Source organism: Nocardia sp. NPDC005745 (assembly GCF_040630775.1).
Lineage (GTDB): Bacteria > Actinomycetota > Actinomycetes > Mycobacteriales > Mycobacteriaceae > Nocardia.
Genome location: NZ_JBEXYF010000011.1, coordinates 62,741 through 87,785, shown reverse-complemented (window position 1 = coordinate 87,785; position 25,045 = coordinate 62,741). Strand labels below are relative to the sequence as shown.

At 69.9% G+C, this 25,045-nt stretch carries 23 protein-coding genes; 10 read left to right on the top strand and 13 right to left on the bottom strand.

Annotated elements, in window-relative coordinates:
* Nucleotides 1-107: 107 nt before the first annotated feature.
* The 3 genes from ABZ420_RS14320 to ABZ420_RS14310 all read right to left on the bottom strand — a co-directional run bounded on the left by ABZ420_RS14320 (nt 108) and on the right by ABZ420_RS14310 (nt 1,925).
* A complete protein-coding gene (locus ABZ420_RS14320) occupies nt 108-719 on the bottom strand; it encodes a DUF305 domain-containing protein (protein ID WP_357121839.1) in 612 nt (203 codons plus the stop codon).
* An 87-nt stretch (nt 720-806) separates the two neighbouring features.
* Nucleotides 807-1,301, bottom strand: coding sequence for a hypothetical protein (locus ABZ420_RS14315; RefSeq protein WP_357121837.1), 495 nt, complete (start codon nt 1,299-1,301; stop codon nt 807-809).
* Between the two features lie 48 nt (nt 1,302-1,349).
* Nucleotides 1,350-1,925 (bottom strand): hypothetical protein, encoded by a 576-nt coding sequence (locus ABZ420_RS14310; RefSeq protein WP_357121834.1) that lies wholly within the window; start codon nt 1,923-1,925, stop codon nt 1,350-1,352.
* Nucleotides 1,926-2,149: 224 nt separating this feature from the next.
* Here ABZ420_RS14310 and ABZ420_RS14305 point away from each other — a divergent pair, with 224 nt between their 5' ends.
* Both ABZ420_RS14305 and ABZ420_RS14300 read left to right on the top strand, forming a co-directional pair.
* Nucleotides 2,150-3,301: a methyltransferase gene (locus tag ABZ420_RS14305; protein ID WP_357121831.1), complete on the top strand. Its 1,152-nt coding sequence runs from the start codon at nt 2,150-2,152 to the stop codon at nt 3,299-3,301.
* 134 nt (nt 3,302-3,435) lie between these two features.
* The gene (locus ABZ420_RS14300; protein WP_357121828.1) at nt 3,436-4,299 is read left to right on the top strand and encodes a Bax inhibitor-1/YccA family protein; all 864 of its coding nucleotides are present in this window, start codon (nt 3,436-3,438) and stop codon (nt 4,297-4,299) included.
* A gap of 57 nt (nt 4,300-4,356) precedes the next feature.
* Here the strand turns inward: ABZ420_RS14300 and ABZ420_RS14295 are convergent, their stop codons facing one another.
* From ABZ420_RS14295 to ABZ420_RS14285, 3 genes are read right to left on the bottom strand one after another with little or no spacing between them, the layout of a single operon-like run.
* Nucleotides 4,357-5,577: an acetyl-CoA C-acetyltransferase gene (locus ABZ420_RS14295; protein WP_040869638.1), complete on the bottom strand. Its 1,221-nt coding sequence runs from the start codon at nt 5,575-5,577 to the stop codon at nt 4,357-4,359.
* A 40-nt stretch (nt 5,578-5,617) separates the two neighbouring features.
* Nucleotides 5,618-6,469, bottom strand: coding sequence for an SGNH/GDSL hydrolase family protein (locus ABZ420_RS14290; protein ID WP_357122120.1), 852 nt, complete (start codon nt 6,467-6,469; stop codon nt 5,618-5,620).
* Nucleotides 6,470-6,529: 60 nt separating this feature from the next.
* Entirely contained in the window at nt 6,530-6,991 is a 462-nt protein-coding gene (locus ABZ420_RS14285) for a hypothetical protein (protein WP_040869630.1), read from the bottom strand.
* 103 nt (nt 6,992-7,094) lie between these two features.
* Between ABZ420_RS14285 and ABZ420_RS14280 the strand changes: the two genes are divergently transcribed.
* Nucleotides 7,095-8,483: a cystathionine beta-synthase gene (locus ABZ420_RS14280; RefSeq protein WP_357121825.1), complete on the top strand. Its 1,389-nt coding sequence runs from the start codon at nt 7,095-7,097 to the stop codon at nt 8,481-8,483.
* 95 nt (nt 8,484-8,578) lie between these two features.
* Here the strand turns inward: ABZ420_RS14280 and ABZ420_RS14275 are convergent, their stop codons facing one another.
* Together ABZ420_RS14275 and ABZ420_RS14270 are read right to left on the bottom strand one after the other, a co-directional pair.
* Complete coding sequence (locus tag ABZ420_RS14275; protein WP_357121822.1) at nt 8,579-9,058, bottom strand: DUF4254 domain-containing protein; 480 nt, start codon at nt 9,056-9,058, stop codon at nt 8,579-8,581.
* Between the two features lie 288 nt (nt 9,059-9,346).
* The gene (locus ABZ420_RS14270; RefSeq protein WP_357121819.1) at nt 9,347-10,981 is read right to left on the bottom strand and encodes an HD domain-containing phosphohydrolase; all 1,635 of its coding nucleotides are present in this window, start codon (nt 10,979-10,981) and stop codon (nt 9,347-9,349) included.
* Nucleotides 10,982-11,259: 278 nt separating this feature from the next.
* Between ABZ420_RS14270 and ABZ420_RS14265 the strand changes: the two genes are divergently transcribed.
* The gene (locus ABZ420_RS14265) at nt 11,260-12,246 is read left to right on the top strand and encodes a hypothetical protein (protein ID WP_357121816.1); all 987 of its coding nucleotides are present in this window, start codon (nt 11,260-11,262) and stop codon (nt 12,244-12,246) included.
* 96 nt (nt 12,247-12,342) lie between these two features.
* Here ABZ420_RS14265 and ABZ420_RS14260 read toward each other — a convergent pair whose 3' ends face one another.
* Nucleotides 12,343-13,518: an acyl-CoA dehydrogenase family protein gene (locus tag ABZ420_RS14260; RefSeq protein ID WP_357121813.1), complete on the bottom strand. Its 1,176-nt coding sequence runs from the start codon at nt 13,516-13,518 to the stop codon at nt 12,343-12,345.
* Between the two features lie 232 nt (nt 13,519-13,750).
* On the opposite strand from ABZ420_RS14260, the gene ABZ420_RS14255 reads away from it, so the two are divergent.
* Nucleotides 13,751-14,893, top strand: coding sequence for a cystathionine gamma-synthase (locus tag ABZ420_RS14255; RefSeq protein WP_357121811.1), 1,143 nt, complete (start codon nt 13,751-13,753; stop codon nt 14,891-14,893).
* 97 nt (nt 14,894-14,990) lie between these two features.
* Here the strand turns inward: ABZ420_RS14255 and greA are convergent, their stop codons facing one another.
* Together greA and ABZ420_RS14245 are read right to left on the bottom strand one after the other, a co-directional pair.
* Nucleotides 14,991-15,485 (bottom strand): transcription elongation factor GreA, encoded by a 495-nt coding sequence (gene greA / locus ABZ420_RS14250; RefSeq protein ID WP_043731660.1) that lies wholly within the window; start codon nt 15,483-15,485, stop codon nt 14,991-14,993.
* A 297-nt stretch (nt 15,486-15,782) separates the two neighbouring features.
* The gene (locus ABZ420_RS14245) at nt 15,783-16,253 is read right to left on the bottom strand and encodes a DUF4307 domain-containing protein (protein ID WP_357121808.1); all 471 of its coding nucleotides are present in this window, start codon (nt 16,251-16,253) and stop codon (nt 15,783-15,785) included.
* Between the two features lie 102 nt (nt 16,254-16,355).
* Between ABZ420_RS14245 and mca the strand changes: the two genes are divergently transcribed.
* The 5 genes from mca to ABZ420_RS14220 all read left to right on the top strand — a co-directional run bounded on the left by mca (nt 16,356) and on the right by ABZ420_RS14220 (nt 22,608).
* Nucleotides 16,356-17,240, top strand: a complete 885-nt coding sequence (gene mca, locus ABZ420_RS14240; protein WP_357035992.1) for a mycothiol conjugate amidase Mca — start codon at nt 16,356-16,358, stop codon at nt 17,238-17,240.
* A complete protein-coding gene (locus tag ABZ420_RS14235; RefSeq protein WP_357121805.1) occupies nt 17,237-17,515 on the top strand; it encodes a hypothetical protein in 279 nt (92 codons plus the stop codon). The genes mca and ABZ420_RS14235 overlap by 4 nt, the downstream gene beginning before the upstream one ends.
* Before the next feature lie 160 nt (nt 17,516-17,675).
* Entirely contained in the window at nt 17,676-18,986 is a 1,311-nt protein-coding gene (locus ABZ420_RS14230) for an FAD-binding oxidoreductase (RefSeq protein ID WP_357121802.1), read from the top strand.
* Between the two features lie 455 nt (nt 18,987-19,441).
* Complete coding sequence (locus ABZ420_RS14225) at nt 19,442-20,020, top strand: TIGR03086 family metal-binding protein (protein WP_357121799.1); 579 nt, start codon at nt 19,442-19,444, stop codon at nt 20,018-20,020.
* 533 nt (nt 20,021-20,553) lie between these two features.
* Entirely contained in the window at nt 20,554-22,608 is a 2,055-nt protein-coding gene (locus tag ABZ420_RS14220) for a thioredoxin domain-containing protein (RefSeq protein ID WP_357121796.1), read from the top strand.
* A gap of 46 nt (nt 22,609-22,654) precedes the next feature.
* On the opposite strand, the gene ABZ420_RS14215 is transcribed toward ABZ420_RS14220, so the two are convergent.
* Together ABZ420_RS14215 and ABZ420_RS14210 are read right to left on the bottom strand one after the other, a co-directional pair.
* Nucleotides 22,655-24,283, bottom strand: a complete 1,629-nt coding sequence (locus ABZ420_RS14215) for an adenylate/guanylate cyclase domain-containing protein (RefSeq protein ID WP_357121793.1) — start codon at nt 24,281-24,283, stop codon at nt 22,655-22,657.
* A gap of 46 nt (nt 24,284-24,329) precedes the next feature.
* Complete coding sequence (locus tag ABZ420_RS14210; RefSeq protein WP_357122117.1) at nt 24,330-24,968, bottom strand: hemolysin III family protein; 639 nt, start codon at nt 24,966-24,968, stop codon at nt 24,330-24,332.
* Nucleotides 24,969-25,045: the final 77 nt, after the last annotated feature.

Sequence of the window (25,045 nt, the reverse complement as noted above, 5' to 3'; positions counted from 1 at the left end):
GGCCGGGACAGCAGGCGCGCCGGACAATCCGACCGTACGTCGCGTGGGCGGGACACGCCCGCCCGCGCCGATATCGATGGCCAACCGATATCGGCGCGGGGTGGGGTTCAGCGCTGGCCGAGCATGGTGCGCATCTGCTCGATCTCGGTCCGCTGAGCGGCGATGATCGTCTCGGCGAGCGCCTTCGCGTCGGCATTTCGGCCTTCGGCCAGTTCCGTTTCCGACATGGTGATCGCGCCCGCGTGGTGCTCGATCATCATGGTCAGCCACTGGCGGTCGAAGTCCGGACCGGAGGCCGCCTGCAGCGCGGTCATCTGCTCGGCCGACATCATGCCGGGCATCCCGTGGCCGCCGTGCCCTTCGTTCGCGGTGGGAGCCGGCTTGCCGAAGCTTTGCAGGAGGGCGGTGATCTGCTGCATCTCCGGCGCTTGAGCTTGCTCGACCTGCGTGGCGAGCGTCCGCAACTGCGGGTTGTCGGTGTGACTCGGCACCAGCCGCGCCATCTCCACGGCTTGGGCGTGATGCGGATACATCATCTGCAGAAACATCACGTCGGCGTCGTCGTACTCCGCGCGTGCGGGTGCGCTCGTGACGGCCGAGGCGGTTGTCGAGGTGCCGTGCTCGGTGGTGTGCCCGGTGTCGGCGTCGCCGCATCCGGCGAGGCTCACCGCTGCGATCGCGGCGAGGGCGAGGATCGAGCGGGTGCGAGTGATGAACATGGGTTGCTCCTTGCGAGGTGCGAAGTCTGAGGGACGGAGTGGACAACGCCGCGACCGTGGTTCGGACACACGGCCGCGGCGGACCTGTCAGATCCGCAGAATCGCCAGTTCGGCCAAGGTGAGCACGGTCCATGGCGGTGGTCGTTCCTGCCGCGCCCGCCAGTGCCGCGGCCGTGCCGCGCCGCCGCCGGGACGATCGACAGCCATCCGGTAGAGCAGCACCAACGCGGCCAGCGCGATCAGGCCGGTCAGGATGAACACACAGCTGTGCAGCGCGCTGTGGGCGCCGTCGCACCCGCCGCCCGCGCAATGCGGGAGCGTTACCCGTTTGGGGCTGTCGGATGTCGCGTGGCTCGACCGGGCTACATCGTGACCGGTGGTATCACGGACTGCGGCATGCCGTCCGAGGCCGTGGGCCGGTGCTCCGGACGCGAGCGCAGGCGCGGCGTGCGCACCGGCGGCGTGGACGTGGCCCGAGGACACGAAGACCGCCGAATGCATAACGACCACCCCGGCGAGCAGCGCAAGCATCCCCAGCAGCCGGGCAGGCCCGGTGGCGTCGAGTATGCGGCGTTCGACCACGAGCGCACAGTCTACCCCTGCTCGCATACCCGATGGTGGTACCGGTATCTAGAGGTGCGCGATGTCCACGACGAGCCGGGTCGGGTTGGAGAGCGCGGTGACGGTGAACGGGGGCCGGTCGGCCTGTATGCCGATGAACGACTGCGTCACGCCCTCGAACACCGTCGTCCGGTAAACGCCCGCGATGCCGGGGACCTCCGGGTTCACGGCGGGGTCGGGGCCCTCGTACGGCGTCACGCCGCTGTCGAACGGGTAGGCCGACCCGAGAATGCGCACTTCCAGGATCGACCGCCCCGCCACGTCCACCGGATTGCCGCTGCCGTCCTGCACGGCACGGTCGGTGTACCGGACGAGCCAGCCGGGCGTGCCGACCCCGCCGAGGTCGTAGACCACGCGATCGAAGCCGGGCTGGCGCCCCAGGCGAACGTCGGTCACCGTGAGCGCGGCGTCGCCGGAGGGCTTGCCCTGCTTCGGTGCGGTGTCCCCCGGCACAGGGGCTTGCGCGACCGCGGCGGGCGTCGCGGTGCTGGAGGCGACCGGGAGGCCCGGTTGCGAGTCGCCGTCACCGCAGCCCGCGAGCAGTGCCGTCGCGACCGCGACCATGAGCACCATCCTGTTGCGCATGGCCCGATGCTACTCAGCGAAACGCGCCGGATGGCGTAACCGGAGGGCGTTGCGGCTGATTCGCCTGTGGTCGGCCACGGCGTGGCGGCGAGCGGCAGCGCAGTGCCCGCCGAACCGCTTGTCCCGCAGCGGTTCAGTGCGCGAGCCGCGCTGTGGAGAAGGCCGCGAGAACGATTGGGCGGGGTGGGCGCGACTGTTCGGCAACGATCTAGCACACTTGAGGTGTGGGAGATGTCGAGGACGTACTGAGCCGGCTGCGCCGGTATCCGGACGTGGAGGCACTGAACCTCTACGCCGTGGACGCCGCCGATCGGCTGATCCTCGACGTCGCGGCCGACGCCCTGGCGACGGTGGATAGCGGGAAGGTAGCCGTTATCGGTGACACCTACGGTGCGCTGACTCTCGGCGCCATCGCTGGGCACGATCTGCGCGACGTCCGGGTGCATCAGGATCTGCTCACCGGTGAACTCGCCCTTGCCAACAACGCCCGTGCGGCGGGTCTGTCGGATCGCTACACGGCGCACCCGCTCGGCCCGGGGTTGCTGCGTGATGCCAGGGTGGTGCTGCTTCGCCTGCCCCGGGTGCTGGCCGGGCTGGCCGAGGTCGCCGATGCCATCGCGCGGTACGCGGATCCGGCGGTCGAGGTGTTCGCGGGCGGCCGGGACAAGTATCTGACCAAGTCGATGAACGACGTTCTGGCGCAATCGTTCTCCGAGGTGCGCGCCAGCCGTGGCAGGCAGAAGTCGCGAACGCTGCTGGTGACCGGACCCAAACCCGTGGCGGATCGGCCGTTTCCGGTGCGGGATCGGCTGGACGAACTCGGTCTCGATGTGGTCGCGCACGGCGCGGCCTTCTCCGGGGCGCGCCTGGACATCGGCACCAGATTCCTGCTCGAGCACCTGAAACTGATGAAGCCGGACGCCCGCGACGCCATCGATCTCGGCTGCGGCACCGGCATCCTGGCCGTCGCGCTGGCCACGGCGCGGCCGGGCATCAAAGTGACCGCCACGGATCAATCCGCGGCCGCCGTCGCCTCGGCGCGGGCGACCGCCGAGGCGAACGGCGTCGCCGACCGGGTGTGCGCCGTGCGTGACGACGCCATGTCCTCCGCCGCGGACAACAGCGCCGACCTCGTGCTGTGCAATCCGCCGTTCCATGTCGGCGCGGCCGTGCACACCGGATCGGCGATCAAGATGTTCGCCGAGACCGGGCGGGTGCTGCGCCCGGGCGGAGAGCTGTGGACGGTGTACAACTCGCATCTGAACTACCGGGCCGTGGTCGAACGGATGGTGGGCCGGACCGAAGTGGTCGGCCGCAACCGGAAGTTCACCGTGACTCGCTCGGTGCGTGGCCTGCACGACTCACGGCAGCGGTAGAGTCCGAATTGTCCGTCTCGGCGAGACTCTCCGGGAACTCGCGACGGATGACAAACGTTGGACAGGGCAGTTGGATATCGAGTGAACGAACTCGATGAACAGCGGCAACGACTCCAGAAAGGGACGCCGTTCACATGCGTACCACGAGCAATCCGGTTTTCAGGAACCTGCCAAGGCAGGAGGGCGGTGGATACGCCAGCTTCGGTTCGGGCGTGACCTCCGCGGGCCAGTTCGGCAACCAGTACGGCCAGCATCCGCAGCAGTACGGCGAGCACCCGCAGCCCTATCAGCAGGCTCCGGCCACCACCCGGTCGATGACCATCGACGACGTGGTGACGAAGACGGGTATCACCCTCGCGGTGCTGGCCCTGTCCGCCATCGTCTCCTACGGCCTCACCAACGCGAACACCTCGCTCGCGCCGTTGTTCGTGATCGTCGGCGGCTTGGTCGGCCTGGTGCTGGTGCTGGTGGCGACCTTCGCGAACAAGATGGACAACCCCGTGCTCGTGTTGTCCTACGCCGTCGCCGAGGGCCTGTTCCTCGGTGCGCTGTCGTTCATGTTCACCAATGTCGAGTTCGGCGGGGTCGGCGGTAGCGCGCTGATCGGTCAGGCGGTGCTCGGCACGTTCGGTGTCTTCGCGGGCATGCTGGTGGTCTACAAGACCGGTGCCATCCGGGTGACGCCGCGCTTCACCAGGATCATCGTCGGCGCCATGATCGGCATCCTGGTGCTGATGCTGGGCAACCTGGTGGCGAGCTTCTTCATCGACGGCGGCCTCGGCCTGCGCGACGGCGGCCCGCTGGCCATCGTGTTCAGCCTGGTGGTCATCGCCATCGCCGCGTTCAGCTTCCTGCTCGACTTCGACGCCGCCGATCAGCTGATCCGCGCGCAGGCTCCGGAGCGGGCGGCCTGGGGTGTGGCCCTCGGCCTCACCGTCACCCTGGTCTGGCTGTACGTCGAGATCCTGCGACTGCTGAGCTACTTCCAGAACGACTAGCCATCCAGCAGAAGGGCGGTCACCGGAGTTCCGGTGACCGCCCTTCTCGTATCCGGGTCAGCTCAGGCGCTCGATGACCATCGCCATGCCCTGACCGCCGCCGACGCACATGGTCTCCAGACCGAACTGCTTGTCGTGGGTCTGCAGGTTGTTGATCAGCGTGGTGGTGATCCGGGCGCCGGTCATGCCGAACGGGTGGCCCAGCGCGATCGCGCCGCCGGAGACGTTCAGCTTGTCCTCGTCGATCTTCAGCTCCCGGGCCGAGCCGAGCACCTGCACCGCGAACGCCTCGTTGATCTCGACCAGGTCGATGTCGTCGATGGTCTTGCCCGCCAGCGCCAGCGCGCGCTTACAGGCCTCGATCGGGCCCAGGCCCATGATCTCCGGCGACAGGCCGGACACGCCGGTGGACACGATCCGCGCCAGCGGCGTCAGGCCCAGCTCCTTGGCCTTGGTGTCGCTCATGACGACCAGCGCGGCCGCGCCGTCGTTGAGCGGGCAGCAGTTGCCCGCGGTGATGGTGCCGTCCGGACGGAACACCGGCTTCAGCCCGGAGACCGCCTCGTAGGTGACGCCCGCGCGCGGGCCGTCGTCCTTGCTGACCACGGTGCCGTCCGGCAGCGTCACCGGGGTGATCTCCCGCTCGAAGAAGCCGTTCTTGATGGCCTCCTCGGCGCGGTTCTGCGAGCGCACGCCCCAGCGGTCCTGGTCCTCGCGGGTGATGCCGGTGGAGGTCGCCACGTTCTCTGCGGTCTGACCCATCGCGATGTAGACGTCGGGGATCAGGCCGTCCTCGCGCGGGTCGTGCCAGATGCCGGCGCCGCCCTCCGCGGTCTTCGCGGTGCGCGCCTGAGCCTCGGCGAACAGCGGGTTCTGCGTGTTCGGCCAGCTGTCGGAGGAACCGTTCACATACCGCGACACGGTCTCCACACCGGCGGAGATGAACACATCGCCCTCGCCCGCCTTGATCGCGTGGAACGCCATCCGGGTGGACTGCAGCGACGAAGCGCAGTAGCGGTGCACCGTGGTGCCGGGCACGAAGTCGTAGCCGAGCTGCACGGCGACGACGCGGGCGATGTTGAAGCCCTGCTCACCGCCCGGTGAGCCGCAGCCCAGGATCAGGTCGTCGATCTGGGCGGGGTCCAGGGCAGGCACCTTGTCGAGCGCTGCCCGCACAATCTGCGTGGTCAGATCGTCGGGCCGCAGATCGACCAGCGAACCCTTGCGGGCACGGCCGATCGGGGAGCGTGCGGTCGAAACGATGACGGCCTCGGGCATGAGGACTCCTTGGGTCGGACGGTTCTGGCGAACCCTTTTGTTACTTGTGCGTTCGTACCGAATCTACGTCCCGTCGCCGAGTACCGGAAGCGTGCGTCCCGCCCAGTGCGTCCAGCAGCACCGGCAGCAATTTCGCCGCGGCCAGTTCGTAGCCCGCGGCCGAGGGGTGGAATCCGTCGGCGGCGAACAGGAGCTCGGGCGCGGCCCGGAACTCGGGAGCGAGCAGGTAGCCCATCCGAACCGGGTGCCCGCCCGCCACCGTCGTCGCCACGTGCTGCGCCTTGGCCAGCCGCGTGCTCCAGTTCTGCACGACGGTGCGCAGCGGCTGCGGGATGGCGGTCACGATGCCCAAGTTCGGGCAGGTGCCGACCACCACCACCGCGTCGGCGCGGCGCAACCGGGCGACCGCCGCGGCGAGTCTGCGCGCGGAGGCCCGGATCGAGTGCTTCTTGGTCACGTCGTTGGCGCCGACGAGGATGACCGCGGCATCCGGCGGCGGGCCCGCGACGAACATCGCGTCCACCTGGCCGGCCAAGCCCTTGGAGGTGGCCCCGGAGATCGCTTTGGTGCTCAGGCGGATCCGCCGCCCGGTCGCCTCGGCGAGTCCGCGGGCCAGGCGAACGCCGGGCACCTCGTCGGCCACCGTGCAGCCGAGTCCCGCCGCGGTGGAGTCGCCGAAGATCATCAGATGCAGGTCGGCGTGCTTGCCCGCCCGCCACGGCTCGGGCTCCGCGCAGCCCGCGGTATAGATGCCGTCGGCTTCCGGCGGCTTGGAGGTGTCCCGGCCGATCATGCCGCGCGCAACGCCCGCCTGCGCCATGAGCAGGCGATAGGTCGCCCACCACGCCGTTCCCGCACCGGAGCCGGCGAGCACGGCCGCGGCCCCGGTCATCGCCGCGGTGCGCCAGCGGAACTGAGGTGCGCTCACGCCGGGAATTTTACGAAAACGAGGTCAGCCCGGTACGACGAAGCTGCCGCGAGCGGGGATGCTCGCCGCGTCGGTGGAGACGGTGACCTCGACGAGGCCGGGGCCGGTGTCCTGGAACAGCGCGTACTGGATGCTGCCGTAGATGCCGGTGACCACGACGTTGTCGTAGCTGCCCGTCGCCCCGGTGGTCACATTGCGCCACGCGACGGTGGTGCGGACCTCGCACAGCGGCGCCAGCGGGTAGATACCGGGCCCGATACCGTTCACGGGCAGCGCGCGGACGTTGAGGATGGCGCGCCCCGGCCATTCGGGACCGGTGTCGGCCCAGGTGCGGATGCTGGTCCAGCACAGACCGCCGCGTGCGAGCGTCGGCACCTGCGGGAATTCGACGGTCGCCGCCTCCGCCTGCGCGCCGGATCCGACCACTAGGGCCAGCGCCGATCCGGCCAGAAGCGTTGCGGCGCGGGCGATGTTCGGCTGCCTCATGGCAGCGATCCTAAGGCTGCGGGCGCCGGTTCGCGCGCACTCCGAGGCCGCTGCGCGCGGCGTGCGCGAACTCACAGTTAGTGCGTCTGCAACTATGGGGGCCATGCGCATCGCGGATCATGTCGTGGATCTCATCGGCAACACGCCGCTGGTCCGGTTGAACTCGGTCGTGGGATCGAACGCGGGGCTGGTCGCGGCCAAGATCGAATACCTGAACCCGGGCGGCAGTTCGAAGGACCGGATCGCGGTGAAGATGATCGACGCCGCCGAGCAGTCCGGGAAGCTGCGGCCGGGCGGCACCATCGTCGAGCCCACCTCCGGCAACACCGGCGTCGGCCTCGCCCTGGTCGCGCAGCAGCGCGGCTACAACTGCGTGTTCGTCTGCCCCGACAAGGTGAGCGAGGACAAGCGCAACGTGCTGCGCGCTTACGGCGCCGAGGTCGTGGTCTGCCCGACCGCGGTGCCGCCGGACCACCCGAACAGCTACTACAGCGTCTCCGACCGCCTGGTTCGCGAGATCGACGGCGCGTGGAAGCCCGACCAGTACTCCAACCCCGGCGGTCCGGCCAGCCACTACGAGACCACCGGCCCGGAGATCTGGCGCGACACCGAGGGCAAGGTCACCCACTTCGTCGCGGGCGTCGGCACCGGCGGCACCATCACCGGCACCGGCCGATACCTGAAGGAGGTCTCCGGCGGGAAGGTCCAGATCATCGGCGCCGACCCGGAGGGCTCGGTGTACTCCGGCGGCACCGGGCGGCCGTACCTGGTCGAGGGCGTCGGCGAGGACTTCTGGCCGTCGGCCTACGACCCCGCCGTGCCGGACGAGATCATCGCGGTCTCCGACGCGGACTCCTTCGACATGACCCGCAGGCTGGCCCGCGAGGAGGGCCTGCTGGTCGGCGGTTCCTGCGGCATGGCGGTCGTCGCGGCCGTCGAGGTGGCTCGACGCGATCCGGACGCGGTGGTCGTGGTGCTGCTGCCGGACGGTGGCCGCGGCTACCTGTCGAAGATCTTCAACGACGAGTGGATGAGCTCCTACGGCTTCCTCCGCGAGCGGCTGGACGGCACCGCCGAACCACTCGTGGGTGACGTGCTGCGGGGCAAGTCCGGCGCGCTGCCGGACCTGGTGCACACCCACCCGTCGGAGACGCTGCGCGACGCGATCGAGATCCTGCGCGAGTACGGCGTGTCCCAGATGCCCGTGGTCGGCGCCGAGCCGCCGGTCATGGCGGGCGAGGTCGCGGGCAGCGTGTCCGAACGCGATCTGCTGTCGGCGGTCTTCGAGGGCCGGGCCCACCTGACCGATTCGGTGGCCCAGCACATGAGCCCCTCGTTCCCGCTGATCGGTTCGGGCGAGCCCATCTCCGCCGCGACGAAGGCGCTCTCGGACACCGACGCGCTCATGGTCGTCGAAGACGGCAAGCCCGTCGGCGTGATCACCCGCCACGACCTGCTCGGCTTCCTCAGTACGGGCAGCCTGGGCAAGTAGGCGGACGCCGACCGCTCCGGCCAACGATGCTCCAGCGCCGACTCGCCGTACCGCACAGGGCAGTGCGGCGAGTAAGGCGTCTTTCGGATGTCGTCCTACGCCGGTCGCCTGCCGCGCACCGTTTCGCGTACGCCGCCGGTGATCAGGTCGGTCCATTCGTCGGCCAGCAGGGCCAGCCGGTACCAGGCGGCGTGCACCCGCGCGTCGGACACCTTCTCGGCGGTGTGCAACAGGTGGCTGGCGTGGACGTGCGCGGCGGCCATGCGGTCGACCGTGGCGCCGACGGATTCGGCGCGCAGATGATCGGCCGACCGCTTCCCGGGCAGCTGGTCGATCACCCACGCGTCGATGGTGGCGACCAATTCCGCTCGGCGGCAATCTATTCCGGCTGCGGCCAGCGGATCGCGGTGGCGCCTGCGGTGCAACGCGGCGAGCGTCGCGGCCCAGCCGAGCAGGGGGTGGTCCTCCGCGGGATCACTCGGATGACCGCCGAAGGCGGCCACCAGTTCGCGCTGATCCGGTAGCCGGCGGGCGACGCCGTGGGAGCGACGGGGCAGATGGTCACGCACGAACATGGCAGGCTCCCAGTGCATTCGGAACCGACCACGGTGCGCGAGGGTCGATCGTCAACGTGTGCATCTTCGCACCTCCGATGGTGTGGCGGTGGAGGCATCGCCCCAATGCCCTGGTCCCCCACTATCATCCGCGTTCCCCTTGGCCTGACGGTGACACCCATATGGCACCTGAATGACAAGAGGTAACAATCCTCTACCCATCCCGCCTGTGACTCGTGTGAGGCCGGCCTCGCGCCCCCGTGCCTTTCGAGCCCTGTGCGCGAACGTGTTTCGGCGGCGCCAGCCGGGTCAGCCGGGCAAGAGGTGGTGGGACATGGCGAAGACGGCGGCGCCCGCCCGGGTGCGGTGGCCGGTCTTGGCGCGCAATTCGGTGAGGTGGTGGGTGACGGTGCGTTCGGGGAGGAGCAGTTCGGCGGCGATCTCCCGGCCGCAGCGGCCGCGCGCCGACAGGCGCAGGACGTCGATCTCGGCGGCGGAGAGGCCGTGGCCGCCGGGGTCGGGGCGGTCCGCGGCGGCGGCGATCACGGCGGTGCACGCGTCACCGTCGAGGCGGCCCGCGGCGACTTCGGCCCCGAGGTGTGCCGCGGCTTCCTCGGGACGAGCGGCCGGACGATAGGGTCGCGCTTCGGTGCAGGCCGCGAAAATGTTCGCGGCCGCGAGTAATCGGGCCCCCGGCGAAGCCTCCCGCTCACCCGGGGTATGGCCGCTGGGGTCGAGCCGCTCGTGGTGTCCTGCGGCCAGCTCGGCCAGCCCCGCCAGCCCGGGGCAGCGGCGCAGGATGCGTTCTGTCCAATAACCGCGCAGCCGTACGCGTTCCCAGTCCCGCGGTCCGAGCGGGCCGCCGCGGTCCCATACCGTGCTGGACACCGCGGCCCGGCCCAGATCGTGCAGCAGGGCGGCGGCGCGCAGTGCCGCCCGGTCCTCGGCGGGCACGCCCATCCGGCCGGCCGCGGCATCGGCCAGTCCGGCCACGTGCGCCGAATGCCCCAGCAGGTAACGGCCTTTCAGGTCGACGACCATGGCCAGTGCGAGGCCGGGCCGGTCGAGTTCGGTGGACGGAAGCGTGGCCTGCGCTCCCGGTTCCGCGGCGAGGACGGCGGCGAGCAGGTCTGGGACGTCGAGCACCGCGCGCAGGGCATCGGCGTCACAGACGGCGACCAGGTCGGGGTCGAGGTGCCCACCGGCCCGTCGCCGCAACTCGCCGAGGACGACACCCTGCCTGATCGCCACGGCGCTCAGCACGGGACGTCCCGGGTCGCGCCCGGACCCATCCGCCCGAAGCTCGGTTTCTTCGCGCGGGAAGCCGACCCGCACCGGCAGGACGGCCGCGTGTTCCGCGCCGACCCCCTCCAGCGCGAGCACCGCCTGTTCGGCCACGTGCAGGATCCGTCCGGCGAGCGAGATGGCCTCCCCGCGCAGCCGGTCCGGCGCACCGAGTCCGTCCCAGCGTTCCTCCACCTCGGTCAGCGCGCGAACGGCGGCATCCGGCAGGCCCAGTCGCGATCCGAGCGCCCGGACCATCTCGCTCGACGAGCGCAGGGCCCGCGGGGCCCCGGTCCGCACCTGCGCGACGAATCGATTGCGCAGCGCGGATTGGGCGGCGGGCGACCAGTTGCCGAATCGGCGCAGCTGCGCGGTGAAGACGGTGGGATCACCGGGATCGAGCACATGGCACGCGCGTTGGAAGGCGATGTCGTCGGCATACGACTCCGCGTTCTCCGAGGCGCGGCCGGTACACCCGAGGGCGGCCAGCAGTGCGGCGAGGAAGACAGCGCGGCGCTCGGCGTCCGGCAGTCCGATCCGCTCGGTGAGGTGGGTGGCTATCAGGCAGGTGGCCAGCCCCTTTTCCAACGGCATCCCGGTGGCGAGATCGGTGGTCAGCGACAGTGCCGCGAGGACCTCGGCGGCGCGGATCGACGACATGCACCGACAGTAGTGTCCGTTCGCGGCGCGCGCAGGACCAATTCGGTTCTCCCGGACCGTAATCCGCGTCCGGATCACATCACGGGACCGAGCCCGCGCCTGCTCGCCCGCTGGACCGCCGTTCGGCCCGGAGGGGCCTGTTTCGGTGCCGTGTCTCGTCCATCAGATTTTGGCAACTTATTCGCAAAACGCGCTGCCGAGAGAATTCCAGAGATATAACCGGGAAATATGTCATCGTGGCAAACGTCATGTTGTCGACGGATAGCGAAGGGCAGGTAATGCGCACCTCCAGTTCGGCTATCGATTACCAGCAGGGATTGTCCGACGCGTGGAGTTCCGTGGTGAGGTTCGTGCCCCAACTCGCCGGGTTCCTGCTCATCCTGCTCATCGGCTGGCTGGCCGCGAAAGCGGTCGCCACGATCGTGGGGAAGGTGCTGGAGCGGGTGGGTTTCGATCGCCTCGCCGAGCGCGGCGGGATCCGGCAGCTGCTGTCGCGCAGTCGCTACGACGCCCGCGATCTGCTGGCGAAACTGGCGTACTACGCGATCCTGCTGCTCGCGCTGCAACTGGGCTTCGGGGTCTTCGGGTCCAATCCGGTGAGCGACACGATCGACGGCATAGTCGCCTGGCTGCCCAAGGCGGGCGTCGCGATCATCATTCTGGTCGTCGCGGGCGCGGTCGCCCACGCGACGCGCGAGATGGTGGGCAGCCTGCTCGGCGGTCTGTCCTACGGCGCGATGCTCGGCCGGATCGCGGCGGTGTTCGTGTGGGGTATCGGCATCGTGGCGGCGCTGAACCAGATCGGCGTGGCCACCTCCGTCACGCTGCCGATCCTCATCACGGTGCTCGCCACCATCGGCGGCATCCTGGTGGTCGGCCTCGGCGGCGGGATGGTCCGCCCGATGCAGCAACGCTGGGAGAGCTGGCTCAGCGAACTGGAGGAGGAGATGCCCGCGGTTCGCGGACATGCCGCGGCCTACCAGCGCGGCCGCTCGGGCGCGGCTCGTGAGCAGCTGTGGATGGATCAGCAGGCGGCGCGGGGGCAGCAGTGGGAAGACCGGCCGGACCCCGGTGCGGAATGGCAGTGGGACCGGCGGGTCGACCGCGGGGAGGGCGTGCCGTGGCAGGACGGTCCGGGGCGGCAACGGCACCAGCACGGTGCGCGAACTCGGGGGCAGCACCGGGGCGATGGGGCGAGGTCCGGCGGCGCCCACCCGCCGGCGCGCGAATACTTCGACTTCCCCGACGAGGACGATTTCCGTTAGATCAGCAATTTTTCAGTTTTCTTCGGTCCCGAACTCACCTCTGGGCAGTACTGTTATTAGAACGCGATTCAGCAAATATCCATCCGAAATCGCTTGTCAGCGGAAGGCATTCGCGTCGGTCAGGGCCCGGCCGAGCACCAGCTGATGCACCTCCGCGGTGCCCTCGTAGGTGAGCACCGACTCCAGATTGTTCGCATGGCGGAGCACGGGGTAGTCGAGCGTGATGCCGTTGGCGCCGAGGATGGTGCGGCATTCCCGGGCGATGGCGATGGCCTCGCGCGTGCTGTTCAGCTTGCCCGCGCTCACCTGCTCCGGTGTCACCACGCCGCGGTCCTTCAGCCGCCCGATGTGCAGCGCGAGCAGCTGCCCCTTGCCGAACTCCAGCGCCATGTCGGCCAGCTTGGCCTGGGTGAGCTGGTAGGCGGCCAGCGGCTTGTCGAACACCTCGCGGGTCCTGGCGTACTCGATGGTGGACGCCAGGCACTCGCGTGCCGCGCCGAGCGCGCCGAAGACGATGCCGAAGCGCGCCTCGCTCAGGCAGGCCAGCGGCGAGGCCAGCCCTCGGGATCCCGGCAGCACCGCGTCGGCGGGCAGGCGCACATCATCGAAGTCGAGTTCCGCGGTGACCGACGCGCGCAGCGACAGTTTGCGGTGCATCTCCCGCGCCGTGAACCCGGGCGTCCCCGCGGGCACCAGGAACCCGCGGATCACCTGCTTGCCCTCGTCCTCGGTTTGTGCCCAGACCACCGCGACGTCGCTCACCGACCCGTTGGTGATCCACATCTTCGCGCCGTTCAAAACCCAGTCCGCGCCGTCGCGCTTCGCCCTGGTGCGCATGCCGCCCGGGTTCGAGCCGAAGTCGGGTTCGGTGAGCCCGAAGCAGCCGATCGCCCGGCCCGCGGCCAGTTCCGGCAGCCACTGCTGCTTCTGTTCCTCCGAGCCGAATTCGTGGATCGCGGTCATCGCCAGCGAACCCTGGACCGAGACCATGCTGCGGATACCCGAGTCGACCGCCTCCAGCTCCTGGCAGGCCAGGCCGTATGTGGTCGCCGACATGCCCGCGCAGCCGTATCCCTCCAGATGCATGCCGAGCAGTCCCAGCTCGCCCAGCTCGGGGGCGAGCTCGCGGGCCGGGAAGGAGCCCGCCTCGAACCAGTCCGCGATGTGCGGTCGCAGCCGCCGGGCCGCGAACGCCGCGACGGTATCGCGGATCTCGCGCTCGTCCTCGGACAGCAGTGTGTCGGTAGCGAACAGTTCTTCCACAGTGACCATGGATTCAGCCTAAATGGGGGCGAGTCCGGTGAGACCGAACTCACGTCCCCTGCCAGCGGGCGAAAGATTTCCGATCGAACTCCGGCAGTCGCGTAAATCGACCGGACCGACGGGGCGGGATCCCGCCGCACCGACGCTGTTGCGGAGGTTTGCCCGATTCTCTTGCGGGCGCGGCCGAGATATGCGCACACCTGGAAGTAGCCCGGGGATCGCCCCGATTAGGCTGACCCTCATGAGCGAGCTGGGATTCTCCACACGGGCCGTGCACGCCGGGTATGAACCCGATCCGCAGACCGGCGCGGTGAATGTGCCCATCTACGCGAGTTCGACGTTCGCCCAGGACGGCGTGGGCGGTTTGCGCGGCGGTTTCGAGTACGCCCGCACCGGCAACCCGACGCGCTCCGTGCTGGAGGCGAACCTCGCCGCGCTGGAATCGGGCCGCTACGGCCGGGCGTTCGCCTCCGGCATGGCCGCGACCGACTGCGCGCTGCGCGCCACGCTGCGTCCGGGCGATCACATCGTGATCCCCGACGACGCCTACGGCGGCACCTTCCGGCTGATCGACAAGGTCTTCAGCCAGTGGGGGATCGAGCATTCGCCCGCACACGTGTTCAACGTCGACGAGATGCGCGCCGCGATCCGGCCGAACACCAAGCTGGTGTGGATCGAGACCCCGACCAACCCGCTGCTCAGCATCGGCGACATCCCGGCACTGGCCGAGGTCGCGCACGCGGCGGGCGCGAAGCTGGTCGTCGACAACACCTTCGCGACCCCCTATCTCCAGCAGCCCCTGCTGCTCGGCGCCGACATCGTGGTGCACTCCACCACCAAGTACCTCGGCGGCCACTCCGACGTCATCGGCGGCGCGCTGATCACCGACGATCCGGAACTCGACGCGGCGTTCGCCTTCCTGCAGAACGGCGCGGGCGCCGTCCCCGGCCCGTTCGACGCTTTCCTCACACTGCGCGGTATCAAGACCCTCGCGCTGCGGATGGACCGGCACTGCGACAACGCCGAAACCGTTGCCGAGTTCCTGTCCGGGCATCCCTCGATCTCGCAGGTGATCTACCCCGGTCTGCCGGAGCACCCGGGCCACGCCGTCGCGGGCAAGCAGATGCGCCGGTTCGGCGGGATGATCTCGGTGCGATTGCACGGCGACGTGGAGGCCGCGCGGAAGTTCTGCTCGCGGACCGAGGTGTTCACCCTCGCCGAGTCGCTGGGCGGCATCGAGTCGCTGATCGAGCATCCGGCCGCGATGACGCACGCCTCCACCGAGGGGTCCGAGCTGGAGGTGCCCGCCGATCTGGTGCGGCTCTCGGTAGGTATCGAGGATGTCAGCGACCTGCTCGCGGACATCGAGCAGGCATTGAGCTAGGTTCACGGATATGAGGAAGCGGCCGCACCCGATGATCGGGCGCGGCCGCTCGTGTCCGCGGGGGTGTCGGCCGGGCGCGGGGCCGCGGCCGAGTGCATCAGCTGTGGTAGGGCTCGGCGCTGATCAGGGTGACCTTCATCGTGTTGCCGTTGGGCAGCGTGTATTCCCTGGTCTCGCCCACTTTGGCGTCGATGAGCGCGCCACCGAGCGGGGAGTTCGGCGAGTAGGTCTCCAGCTTCGAATCGTTGAGACCTTCCTCGCGGGTGGCGATCAGGAAGGTTTCGGTGTCCGTCTCGTCGCCGTCGTAGTAGACCTTGACGACCGACCCGGGAAGCGCGACGCCGGACTTGGTCGGTGCGACGCCGACCTTGGCATTGTTCAGCAGTTCCTGAAGCTGGCGAATGCGCGCCTCCTGCTGACCCTGCTCCTCGCGGGCGGCGTGGTATCCGCCGTTCTCCTTGAGGTCGCCCTCTTCCCGGCGTTCGTTGATCTCGGCGGCGATGACCGGACGGTTGGCGATGAGCGCGTCGAGTTCGCTCTTGAGCCTGTCGTGCGACTCCGGGGTCAGCCAGGTCACTTGCGTCTCAGTCATCTCGATCACTCCCTAGTAGTTGTTCCCGGCAGGCCGGGATTCCCTGAGCACTGGCGTGTACCCACCCGGAAGCGGGCATGCACCAGTCGACGGCTAGAGCGATCCTGGGAAGTTCATCGAACCCCGACAGGCCCTGGTCGCGGGCAAGCTCGCAAGCCCGAACCGTCAGCGCTGGCCGCCAATGCAGCAAACACGGCTCCGAGCCCCGGAACCGTGTATCACGCCATTTTAGCATGATTCACAAATGTGCAGGTCGGAGTTGATTTCGTAGGCAGGTCGCCGGTGTATGCGCGGAAATCAGCCAGCTCGCAGGTAGCCGGGTACCCGATCGCTGCACGCGTACACACTGCCCGACGCGGGCCGCGCGGACGAGCGCACCACGGTGGTCAGCTCCACCGTCCCGCTGCTCGACGGTTCGACCAGCACTTCGCGTCGGCCGAGTTCGGAGCCGTCGCGCGCCATCGCGCGGACGAAACACACCACCGGCCGCTCCGGGTCGGCGCGGGTGACCTTGAGCCGGATGGTCATGGTCGAGTCGTCGATGACGACATAGCCGAGCTGCTCGGCCTCGATGTCCTCCGGCCCGTACTTCTGGTACCCGAGATAGGCCACGCCGAGTCCGGCGAGCACCACCAGTACGCCGAGCACCGGCACGATCCACCGGCGCGGCTTGCGGGGCCGGGTGCCGTACCGGTCGGCGGGAGGCAGGCCCGGTGACGCCGCCGCGGCCTTCGCGTCACCGCCGGGCTCCGGCGCGGGCTGGCTCATGGTGGTCGCTCCCGGGGGGTACGTCGGAACAAATGTGGGTCGAATGGAACTATAGGTAACGAAGCCCCGACACCCGCGACCGAGAGCGACGGAGAACGAGACGTGAGTGGCCTTCGCCTCATGGCGGTGCACGCCCACCCAGACGACGAATCCAGCAAGGGTGCCGCGACGACCGCCCGTTACGCAGACGAAGGACACGACGTCCTCGTCGTGACGCTGACCGGCGGAGAGCGCGGAAGCATTTTGAACCCGGCCATGGACACCCCCGGCGTCCTGGAGCGGATCCACGAGATCCGCCGCGAGGAGATGGCCGCCGCTGCGCGTGCGCTCGGCGTGCGCCAGCACTGGCTCGGATTCGTCGACTCGGGGCTGCCCGAGGGTGACCCGATGCCGCCGCTGCCCGAAGGCAGTTTCGCGCTGGTTCCGCTGGAGGAGGCCACCGAGGCCCTGGTGCGCGTGGTGCGCGAGTTCAAGCCGCACGTGATGACCACGTACGACGAGACCGGCGGCTACCCGCACCCCGACCACATCCGCTGCCACGAGGTGTCGATGGCGGCGTTCGAGGCGGCCGGGGATCCCGAGCGCTTCCCCGAGGCGGGGGAGCCGTGGACGCCGCTCAAGCTGTACTACGACCACGGCTTCAGCATGCGGCGGATGGAAGCCTTCGCCGCGGAGTACGAGCGTCTCGGCGAACCGTTCCCGATGCAGGAATGGCTGGACCGGATGCGCAAGTACGCCGCCGAGCGCGGTGACATGTTCGCCCGGATCACCACCCAGATCGAGTGCGCCAAGTACTTCCCGCAGCGCGACGACGCCTTGCGCGCGCACGCGACGCAGATCGACCCGAACGGCGCGTTCTTCGCCGTTCCGCTGGAGATGCAGCAGCGGTTGTGGCCGACCGAGGAGTTCGAGCTGGCCAAGACCAGGGTGCGCACCGAGCTGCCGGAGACCGACCTGTTCGCGGGCATCGAGGACGAGCGGTCGTGACGCTGGTCCTGCTCGCCCAGACGCCCGGAACGCCGACCGGCCCCGAGTTCGGTAAAGCGTCGCCGCTGGGTCTGGTCATCGTCCTGCTTCTGCTCGCGGGGACCTTCCTGCTGATCCGCTCGATGAACCGGCACATCAAGGGCCTGCCCGCGACGTTCGAGCCCGAGCACCCCGAACCGGACCAGGAGGCCGACGAGGGGACCGAGCACGGCATCACCCGTCACGCCGACGGGACCGAAGGCGCGGGCCCGGAAGGGCGCGCCGAATCGAGCTGACCGGGCGCCGAGCCCACTGATCCGCTCTTTGTCACTATTCCGCACTCTCTTTCGTCGATGAGGTAGTCGCGGCACGAACCACGGCCCGTCCCGTCCGGAGGGCCGGCTCACGCATTCGTCGCTCGCGGCTGCTTCCGAACGCTGAGAGTCAGGACGAGCAATGACATTCGACGAACTGCGCACCGCGCTGCCCGGTCGCGTGCTGGTGGCCGGTGACGAGGGTTTCCAGGCCGCGGCCAGGCCGTGGACGACGACGGTCACCCAGCCGGTGGCCGCCGTGGTGCGGGCCGGCGACGCGGGCGACATCGCGACCGTCGTCCGGTACGCCGCCCGCGTCGGCGCGCCGGTGGTGACCCAGCCGACCGGTCACGGCGCGTCCGGCGGAGTGCCCGACGCGATCCTGGTGCGCACCGGGCAGCTGGACGACATCGAGATCGATGCCCAGCGGCGGGTGGCGCGCGTCGGCGCCGGGGCGGCGTGGGGCCGGGTGCAGGCCGCCGCTGCCAGGCACGGCTTGACCGGCCTGGCGGGCAGCAATCCGGTGGTCGGGGTCACCGGCTACACCCTCGGTGGCGGTATTGGCTGGTTCGGCCGCAAGTACGGCTGGGCCAGCGACGCCGTGCGCGCGTTCGAGGTGGTGGACGCCGACGGCGCTCGGCGGCGGATCACGGCCGAGGACGATCCGGACCTGTACTGGGCGCTGCGCGGCGGCGGTGGCGACTTCGCCGTGGTGACGGCGCTCGAGTTCGACCTGTTTCCCGCGCCGGAGCTGTTCGGCGGCCGCACACTGTGGCCCGAAACGCGGATCCGCGAGGTCTTCGACGTCTTCCAGGAGATCACCGCCGCCGCGCCCGAGGACCTGAGCGTGTGGTTCCAGCGCTTGCAGATCCCGGACGCACCGCCCATGGTCGGCCTGGACGCGGAATACCTCGGCGATCCGGATCGCGGGCGTGCGCTGCTCGCGCGGCTCGACGCCATCGGCAACCCGATCCTCGACCGGCGCGGCGTTTTCGGGCCCGCCGATATCGGCGCGGTCACCGGCGAACCGACGGACCCGAGCCCGTCGCTGTCGCGTGCCGAGCAGCTCACCGATCTCGGCGACGCCGTGGTCAAGACCCTGATCGATGAGCCGGTCGCGCCGCTGGCGAACCTGCAGATCCGGCACCTGGGCGGCGCCATGGCCACCGCCCGGCCGGACGGGGGCGCGCGCGGCCCGATCGCGGAGCCGTACCTGCTCTACTGCCTCGGTCTCGGGCTGCCGCACCTCGCCGACGCGGTGACCGCGCGGCGCACCGCCCTCGTCGACGCGGTGAGCGGGCAGATCAGCGGCGGCAAGCCGTACACCTTCCTCACGCCCGGCGAAACCGCCTCGGCCGCTTTCGATTCCGCGACGCTCACCCGGCTGCGCGAGATCAAACGCGCCCGGGACCCGCACGGCGTCATCCGGGCCAACTACCCGGTGCTCGGATAGACCACGGCGGCGGCGGGGCCGAGACCGGCTGGTGGTCTCGGCCCCGCCGCCGTTCAGAAGGCCAGTCGGCGTCGCGGCCCGCCTCTGGAAGCGGATCGTCCGGAACGCACCGCGTCGGTCAGGCCGCCGAAGATGCGCCGGTACGGAGTGTCGGGGGCGTAGTGGTGACCCATTTTGTTCGCGGGTCTCCGAGAAAGGCGGCGACAGCCCGATCGCTGTGTCGAGCGACCGAATTGTATTCGTCGGGAGTTGAACCCGAAGTATCCGTTGCCTGCGCACCGGGTGCGTCGCCGAGTTCAGCCGGCGCGTTCGCCTCGCGCATCCGACTATTGAGCGTGGTCCCGAGAAGCACACCGCCGGCAACTATCCCGGCGCAAGGTGGTGTTCGCATTACCGCGCACTTGTCGGCGTCCTGTGTTACCAATTCAGCCAAACCGCTCGACCGAAGGATGCTCATGGACAACGTGATCGGACAGATCGACCGTGCACTGGATGCGACCGGAGCGATCGTCGCCGCCGTGGGAGAAGCGGGTCTGGCAGCGCCGACGCCGTGCCGGGAGTGGGATGTCCGAGCCGTGCTCAACCACACCGTCGGCGGCATGCACATCTTCGCGGCAGCGCTGAGCGGCACGGACGCGGGCGCCGAGCACGAATCCGACTGGCTCGGAGGTGATCCGCAGGGCGCGTACGCCGCGGCGGCGGAGGTGGACCGCGCCGCCTGGCACCGGCTCGACGCGTTGGACGGCACGGTGGCCATCTCGCTCGGGGAACTGCCCGGTCCCGCGGCGGCACTGGTGCATCTCACCGAGCTCCTCGTGCACGGCGTCGATATCGCGGTGGCCATCGATCGGCCGGATCTGGCCGACGACGAGCTATGTGGCGAACTGCTCGCCACCATGCGAGCAATGGGAGGCATCGACACATTCCGCGGGCCGGGCATTTTCGGGCCGGAAGTCGCGGTCGCCGACGACGAACCGGCGCACCGTCGGTTGCTGGCGTACGTGGGTCGAGAAGTACTTGCCCGAACCGCCTAGTCGGCGGGAACGAGCCCATCCGTCGCGGCAGGGGGCTTGCGCACTTCATCCGGTTGCCGTGAATTCTCCACAGGCCGCCGGAACCCGTTCCGGCTGTGTGATCGGATATGACTCCGAGCCGAAATATCCTACTGATAATCGATATTCACATTTCTCGTGCGGGAGCGGCCGAACCGAAATCGGCCGCTCCCGCACGGCACATCGGACGCCCGATCTCCAGGCGACGAAATACCGGCCCGGGCGAATCGAGCCCGACTGATCTCAGGACCCCGCCGTGGACCGCTCTACCGATTGGGCTACCGGATCGCACCGATCCAAGCGGGGCTCGAACCCGCAACGAATCCGGTGAACACGGGAAGTAACCGTTGCTCGCGCATCGGGTACGTATCGCCCACATCCGCGGCGCTCGAATCGCCCCGCCCTGGATGAGTCGTTCCGAGGTCGCGCTGGTGACCCTATCGGCGGCGGATGTCAGGGCCACGAGTCGAGCCGTGCCGCCCGCGCGGCGCCGGGATGCGCCGTACGGTGGAGCCATGAACCGGCTCGGAGAGGCGACGTCCCCGTACCTGCGCCAGCACGCGGACAACCCGGTGCACTGGCGGGAATGGGATGCCGAGGCACTGGCCGAAGCGCGCGAGCGGGACGTGCCCGTTCTGCTCTCGGTGGGGTACGCGTCCTGTCACTGGTGCCACGTGATGGCGCACGAGTCGTTCGAGGACACGGCCACGGCCGAGCAGATGAACGAGAACTTCGTCTGCGTGAAGGTCGACCGGGAGGAGCGGCCCGATCTGGACGCGGTGTACATGAACGCCACGGTCGCGATGACAGGTCAGGGCGGCTGGCCGATGACCTGCTTCCTCACCCCCGACGGCGAACCGTTCTACTGCGGCACCTACTACCCGAAGCTTCCGCGCGGCGGCATGCCGTCGTTCACCCAGTTGCTCACCGCGATCACCGAGACCTGGCGCACCCGGCGAGACGAGGTGAACCAGGCCTCCGCGCAGGTGGCAGCGGCCCTGCGCGACCAGACGGCGGGACTGCCGGACACGGAGCTGACGATCACCCCCGAGTTGCTCGCCCACGCCGTCGCCGCCGTGCTGCGCGACGAGGACGCCGAGCACGGCGGGTTCGGCGGGGCTCCGAAATTCCCGCCGTCGGCGCTGTTGGAGGGACTGCTGCGGCACTGGGAGCGGACCGGTGACGGCGCGGTGATCGACGTGGTGGCCCGCACCGCCGAGGCGATGGCCCGCGGCGGCATCTACGACCAGCTGCGCGGAGGATTCGCGCGGTATTCGGTCGACGCCGCATGGGTCGTGCCGCATTTCGAGAAGATGCTCTACGACAACGCGCAGCTGCTGCGCGCCTACGCGCACCTGGCCCGGCGCAGCACCCCGGCGCCTCCGGAATCGTTGTCGCGGCGAGTGACCCGGGAGATCGTACGGTTCCTGCTCGACGACCTGGGGACCGCACAGGGCGGCTTCGCCTCCGCGCTGGACGCCGACACCCACCTGGAGCCCGGCAAACCCGGCGTCGAGGGCGCGACGTACGTGTGGACGCCCGCCGAGCTGGCCGGTGAACTCGGGCCGACCGACGGCGCATGGGCGGCCGGATTCTTCGGCGTCACCACCGCCGGAAACTTCGAACAGGGCACCTCGGTGCCGACCAGGTACGTCGAGCCCGCCACGGCGGAGGACGCCGCGCGGGTGGAACGCGTGCGAGCGGCGTTGATCGCCGCCCGCGACCGCCGCCCACAGCCGGACCGGGACGACAAAGTGGTCACCGCGTGGAACGGAATGGCGATCACCGCGCTCGCCGAGGCCGCGGCCGCACTGGACGAGCCGGAGTGGACCGCCGCCGCCGTCCGGTGCGCGCGCTTCCTGCTGGCCGAGCACGTGGTGGACGGGCGGCTGCGGCGCGCATCGCTCGGCGGCGTCGCAGGCGCCGCGCCCGGCATCCTGGAGGATCACGCCTGGCTGGTCACCGGCCTGCTCGCGCTGCACCAGGCCACCGGTGAACTCGGCTGGCTGGAAGACGCCCAGCGCTTGCTGGACCTCGCGATCGAGCACTTCGCCGACCCGGACCAGCCGGGCAGCTGGTTCGACACCGCCGACGACGCCGAAACCCTCGTCGCCCGCCCGCGTGACCCGGTCGACGGCGCCACTCCCGCGGGCGCCTCCGCGCTGGCCGAAGCGCTGCTCACCGCCGCGGCCACCAGCGACCCCGAACGAGCCGTCCGCTACCGCGAACTCGCCGACCGCACCCTCGAGCGCGGTGCGATCGTGCTGGCACGCGCGCCCCGTTCGGCGGGTCAGTGGCTCGCCGTCGCCGAGGCGGCCCTGCGCGGTCCCTTGCAGGTCGCCATCGCCACCGCCGAACCGGCCGCCCAGCCCACCGAATTGCTCGCCGCGGCGCGTTCGGCCGCCCCGGGTGGCTCGGTCGTCCTCGCCGCCGCGCCGAACGCCGTGCCGCTCCTGGCCGACCGGCCATTGGTCCGGGACGCGGCCGCCGCCTACGTCTGCCGCGGCTCCGTGTGCGACCTCCCGGTCTCCACTCCGGACCAGCTCCGGGCGGCGCTCCAGCGGAACTAGCGGCAATAAGGCGATCGATGACTTCCCGCTTCGAGGGAGCCAGGGTCTAACGACGAGGTGGGGCGTCGAGTTCGGTGTCCGGGGTCCTGGCAGCCTCGGGCTCGGGTGCTGCGGTGTGGATTTCGATGATGGGATTGGGGTCCGGCGGCAGCTCGGGCTGATCGGTGCGGGTGTTCGTGTACTCGGGCCGCGTGCCGGAACTGTCGATGTCGGTCCAGCAGACCGTCGGCTCCTTCATGCCGCGTAGCACGATGGTGTCGTAGAACGTCCATTTGGCGCGTTCGTGTTCCGCGCCGGCTTCGATCACCGCCTGGCTGACCAGGATTCGCCGCGGCACCTCTTTGGCCGCCGTGGTGAGGCGGGCGGCCTCGTTGACCGCGTCGCCGATCACCGTGAACTCGAGCCGGGTGTCGGAGCCGACGTCGCCCGCGAAGACCGGTCCGTGTGCGACGCCGATCCCGATGTCGAGTTCGCCGGTGGCGAGCACCTCGTCCCGGATGCGCCGCGCCGCCCGCAGGGCAGGGGTCGCGTTGTCGCGCAGCGCGATCGGCGCACCGAAGACACACAGTGCCGCGTCGCCCTCGAACTTGTTGACCAGGCCGTTGTTCTCCTCGGTCGCCGCGACGACGATCGCGAGCAGCCGGTTGAGTTTGGCCACGAACTCCTGCGGCGGCAACCCGGTGGACAGCTCCACCGACCCGGTCACGTCGACGAACAGCGCCGACACCTCGCGCACGTCGCCGGTGAGGTCCGCTCCGCCCGCGAGCGCGCGCTCGGCCACCTCCGTCCCGACATGCCTGCCGAACACCTCCCGCATCCGATCGCGTTCGCGCAGGTTCGCGGCCAGCTCGTTGACCGAATGCTCCAACCTGCCGATCTCGCTGGTACTGCCGATCGGCACTCGGGCTCCCCAGTCACCCTGGGCGATCCGGTCCAGGGCCTGGCGCAGGGTGCGCATCGGCGCGGCGACCGCGCGAGCGAGGAATGCCGTGGCCAGCGCGCCGACGCCGATGCCGACCCCGGACAGGTAGATGGCGGTGCGCACCCGGTCGGACGCGGCCGCCGCCGGGTCGGCCAGCACGACGATCAGCATGAGCAGCGGAAGCGCCGCCGCCACGGCCCAGGTCAGCACGACCCGCACCAGCACAGAGGAACTCCAGTGCATGGTCCAGCCGAGCACTCGGGCCACCACCGGAATCGTCGGGCGGATCAACCGGTCCACGATCAGGAAGGTGACCGCCGCCGACTCGAAGGCGCCGATCGTGAACAGCGCCGCCGTCACGCCGGGGTCGTTGTGCGGGCTCAGCTGCGCGAAGATCACGGTCGCCACGATCACGCCGGGAATCCACAGCGCGAGCGCGCGCATGGTGATGGCGACCGGCAGGTGCAGCAGGCGCCGCGCCTCCACCTCGGTCGGCTTGCGCGCGGCGTCGAGCCAGCCGAAGTACGTCTTGCGGTCGCGCACCGCCAGCACGATGCCCGCCACGAACCCGACGGCGGGGTAGATGCCGACGAAGGCCAGCGCCCGCGGCCAATCCGGGCCCAGCCTGCCGAGGAACCCGTTCAGCCACAGCTGGGTGACGATCACCGCGAGTCCGCTGAGATTCGCCGTGGTGACCAGCGCGGCCAGACCACCCCTGGCTTTGAGCGCCCAGACGACGAGCTTCGCGATCATGGGATCCGCCCCTCCTCGTCCGACCTCCCCTGTCGACTCTATGCGCTCAGCGCAAGACGACGAGCCAGACCGCCGCGTAATGGGTCAGTGCCGCGAGCACCGTGGCCGCGTGGAAGAACTCGTGGTGGCCGAAGACGTCCGGCCACGGGTTCGGCCACTTGGTGGCGTAGAGGATCGCGCCGCCGCTGTAGAGAAGGCCACCGATGAGCAGCAGAATCAGCGGCGCGATGCCGATCTGGTTGTTCAGCTGTCCGGCCACCGGCACGATGGCCCAGCCGAGCAGCAGATACAGCGGAACGCCCACCCAGCGGGGAGCGGTCGGCCACAGGAGTTTCAGCGCCACTCCGGCCAGCGCGCCCGCCCAGACCACGGTCAGCAGGGTCTGTCCGGTGCGTCCGGGCAAGCCGAGCAGGGCGAAGGGGGTATAGCTGCCCGCGATGAACAGGAAGATCATCGAGTGGTCGGCTCGCTTCATCCGGATGCGAGCGCGAGCGGTCGGCCAGGTCACCCGGTGGTAGACGGCGCTGACGCCGAACAGCCCGCACACGGTGAGCCCGTAGATCAGCGTCGACCATCCCGCGGTCGCCGAGATCCTCGCGGCGGTGGCGATCAGCACGACCGCCGCGATCGCCGCGACGCCGACGGCCCAGGTATGGATCCAGCCCCGCATGCGCGGCTTGACCAACGCCTCGGCGAGCGCTTCGCCCGCCGAGCCGGGGGCCGGCGTGACCGGTGCCTGGTGGGTGGCGCCGACCGATTCGG

Coding starts and splice junctions, on each gene's coding strand:
- ABZ420_RS14320 (WP_357121839.1), bottom strand. CDS start 719: ATGTTCATCACTCGCACCCGCTCGATCCTCGCCCTCGCCGCGATCGCA.
- ABZ420_RS14310 (WP_357121834.1), bottom strand. CDS start 1,925: ATGCGCAACAGGATGGTGCTCATGGTCGCGGTCGCGACGGCACTGCTC.
- ABZ420_RS14300 (WP_357121828.1), top strand. CDS start 3,436: ATGCGTACCACGAGCAATCCGGTTTTCAGGAACCTGCCAAGGCAGGAG.
- ABZ420_RS14295 (WP_040869638.1), bottom strand. CDS start 5,577: ATGCCCGAGGCCGTCATCGTTTCGACCGCACGCTCCCCGATCGGCCGT.
- ABZ420_RS14290 (WP_357122120.1), bottom strand. CDS start 6,469: ATGACCGGGGCCGCGGCCGTGCTCGCCGGCTCCGGTGCGGGAACGGCG.
- ABZ420_RS14285 (WP_040869630.1), bottom strand. CDS start 6,991: ATGAGGCAGCCGAACATCGCCCGCGCCGCAACGCTTCTGGCCGGATCG.
- ABZ420_RS14280 (WP_357121825.1), top strand. CDS start 7,095: ATGCGCATCGCGGATCATGTCGTGGATCTCATCGGCAACACGCCGCTG.
- ABZ420_RS14275 (WP_357121822.1), bottom strand. CDS start 9,058: ATGTTCGTGCGTGACCATCTGCCCCGTCGCTCCCACGGCGTCGCCCGC.
- ABZ420_RS14270 (WP_357121819.1), bottom strand. CDS start 10,981: ATGTCGTCGATCCGCGCCGCCGAGGTCCTCGCGGCACTGTCGCTGACC.
- ABZ420_RS14265 (WP_357121816.1), top strand. CDS start 11,260: ATGCGCACCTCCAGTTCGGCTATCGATTACCAGCAGGGATTGTCCGAC.
- ABZ420_RS14260 (WP_357121813.1), bottom strand. CDS start 13,518: ATGGTCACTGTGGAAGAACTGTTCGCTACCGACACACTGCTGTCCGAG.
- ABZ420_RS14255 (WP_357121811.1), top strand. CDS start 13,751: ATGAGCGAGCTGGGATTCTCCACACGGGCCGTGCACGCCGGGTATGAA.
- greA (WP_043731660.1), bottom strand. CDS start 15,485: ATGACTGAGACGCAAGTGACCTGGCTGACCCCGGAGTCGCACGACAGG.
- ABZ420_RS14245 (WP_357121808.1), bottom strand. CDS start 16,253: ATGAGCCAGCCCGCGCCGGAGCCCGGCGGTGACGCGAAGGCCGCGGCG.
- ABZ420_RS14230 (WP_357121802.1), top strand. CDS start 17,676: ATGACATTCGACGAACTGCGCACCGCGCTGCCCGGTCGCGTGCTGGTG.
- ABZ420_RS14225 (WP_357121799.1), top strand. CDS start 19,442: ATGGACAACGTGATCGGACAGATCGACCGTGCACTGGATGCGACCGGA.
- ABZ420_RS14220 (WP_357121796.1), top strand. CDS start 20,554: ATGAACCGGCTCGGAGAGGCGACGTCCCCGTACCTGCGCCAGCACGCG.
- ABZ420_RS14215 (WP_357121793.1), bottom strand. CDS start 24,283: ATGATCGCGAAGCTCGTCGTCTGGGCGCTCAAAGCCAGGGGTGGTCTG.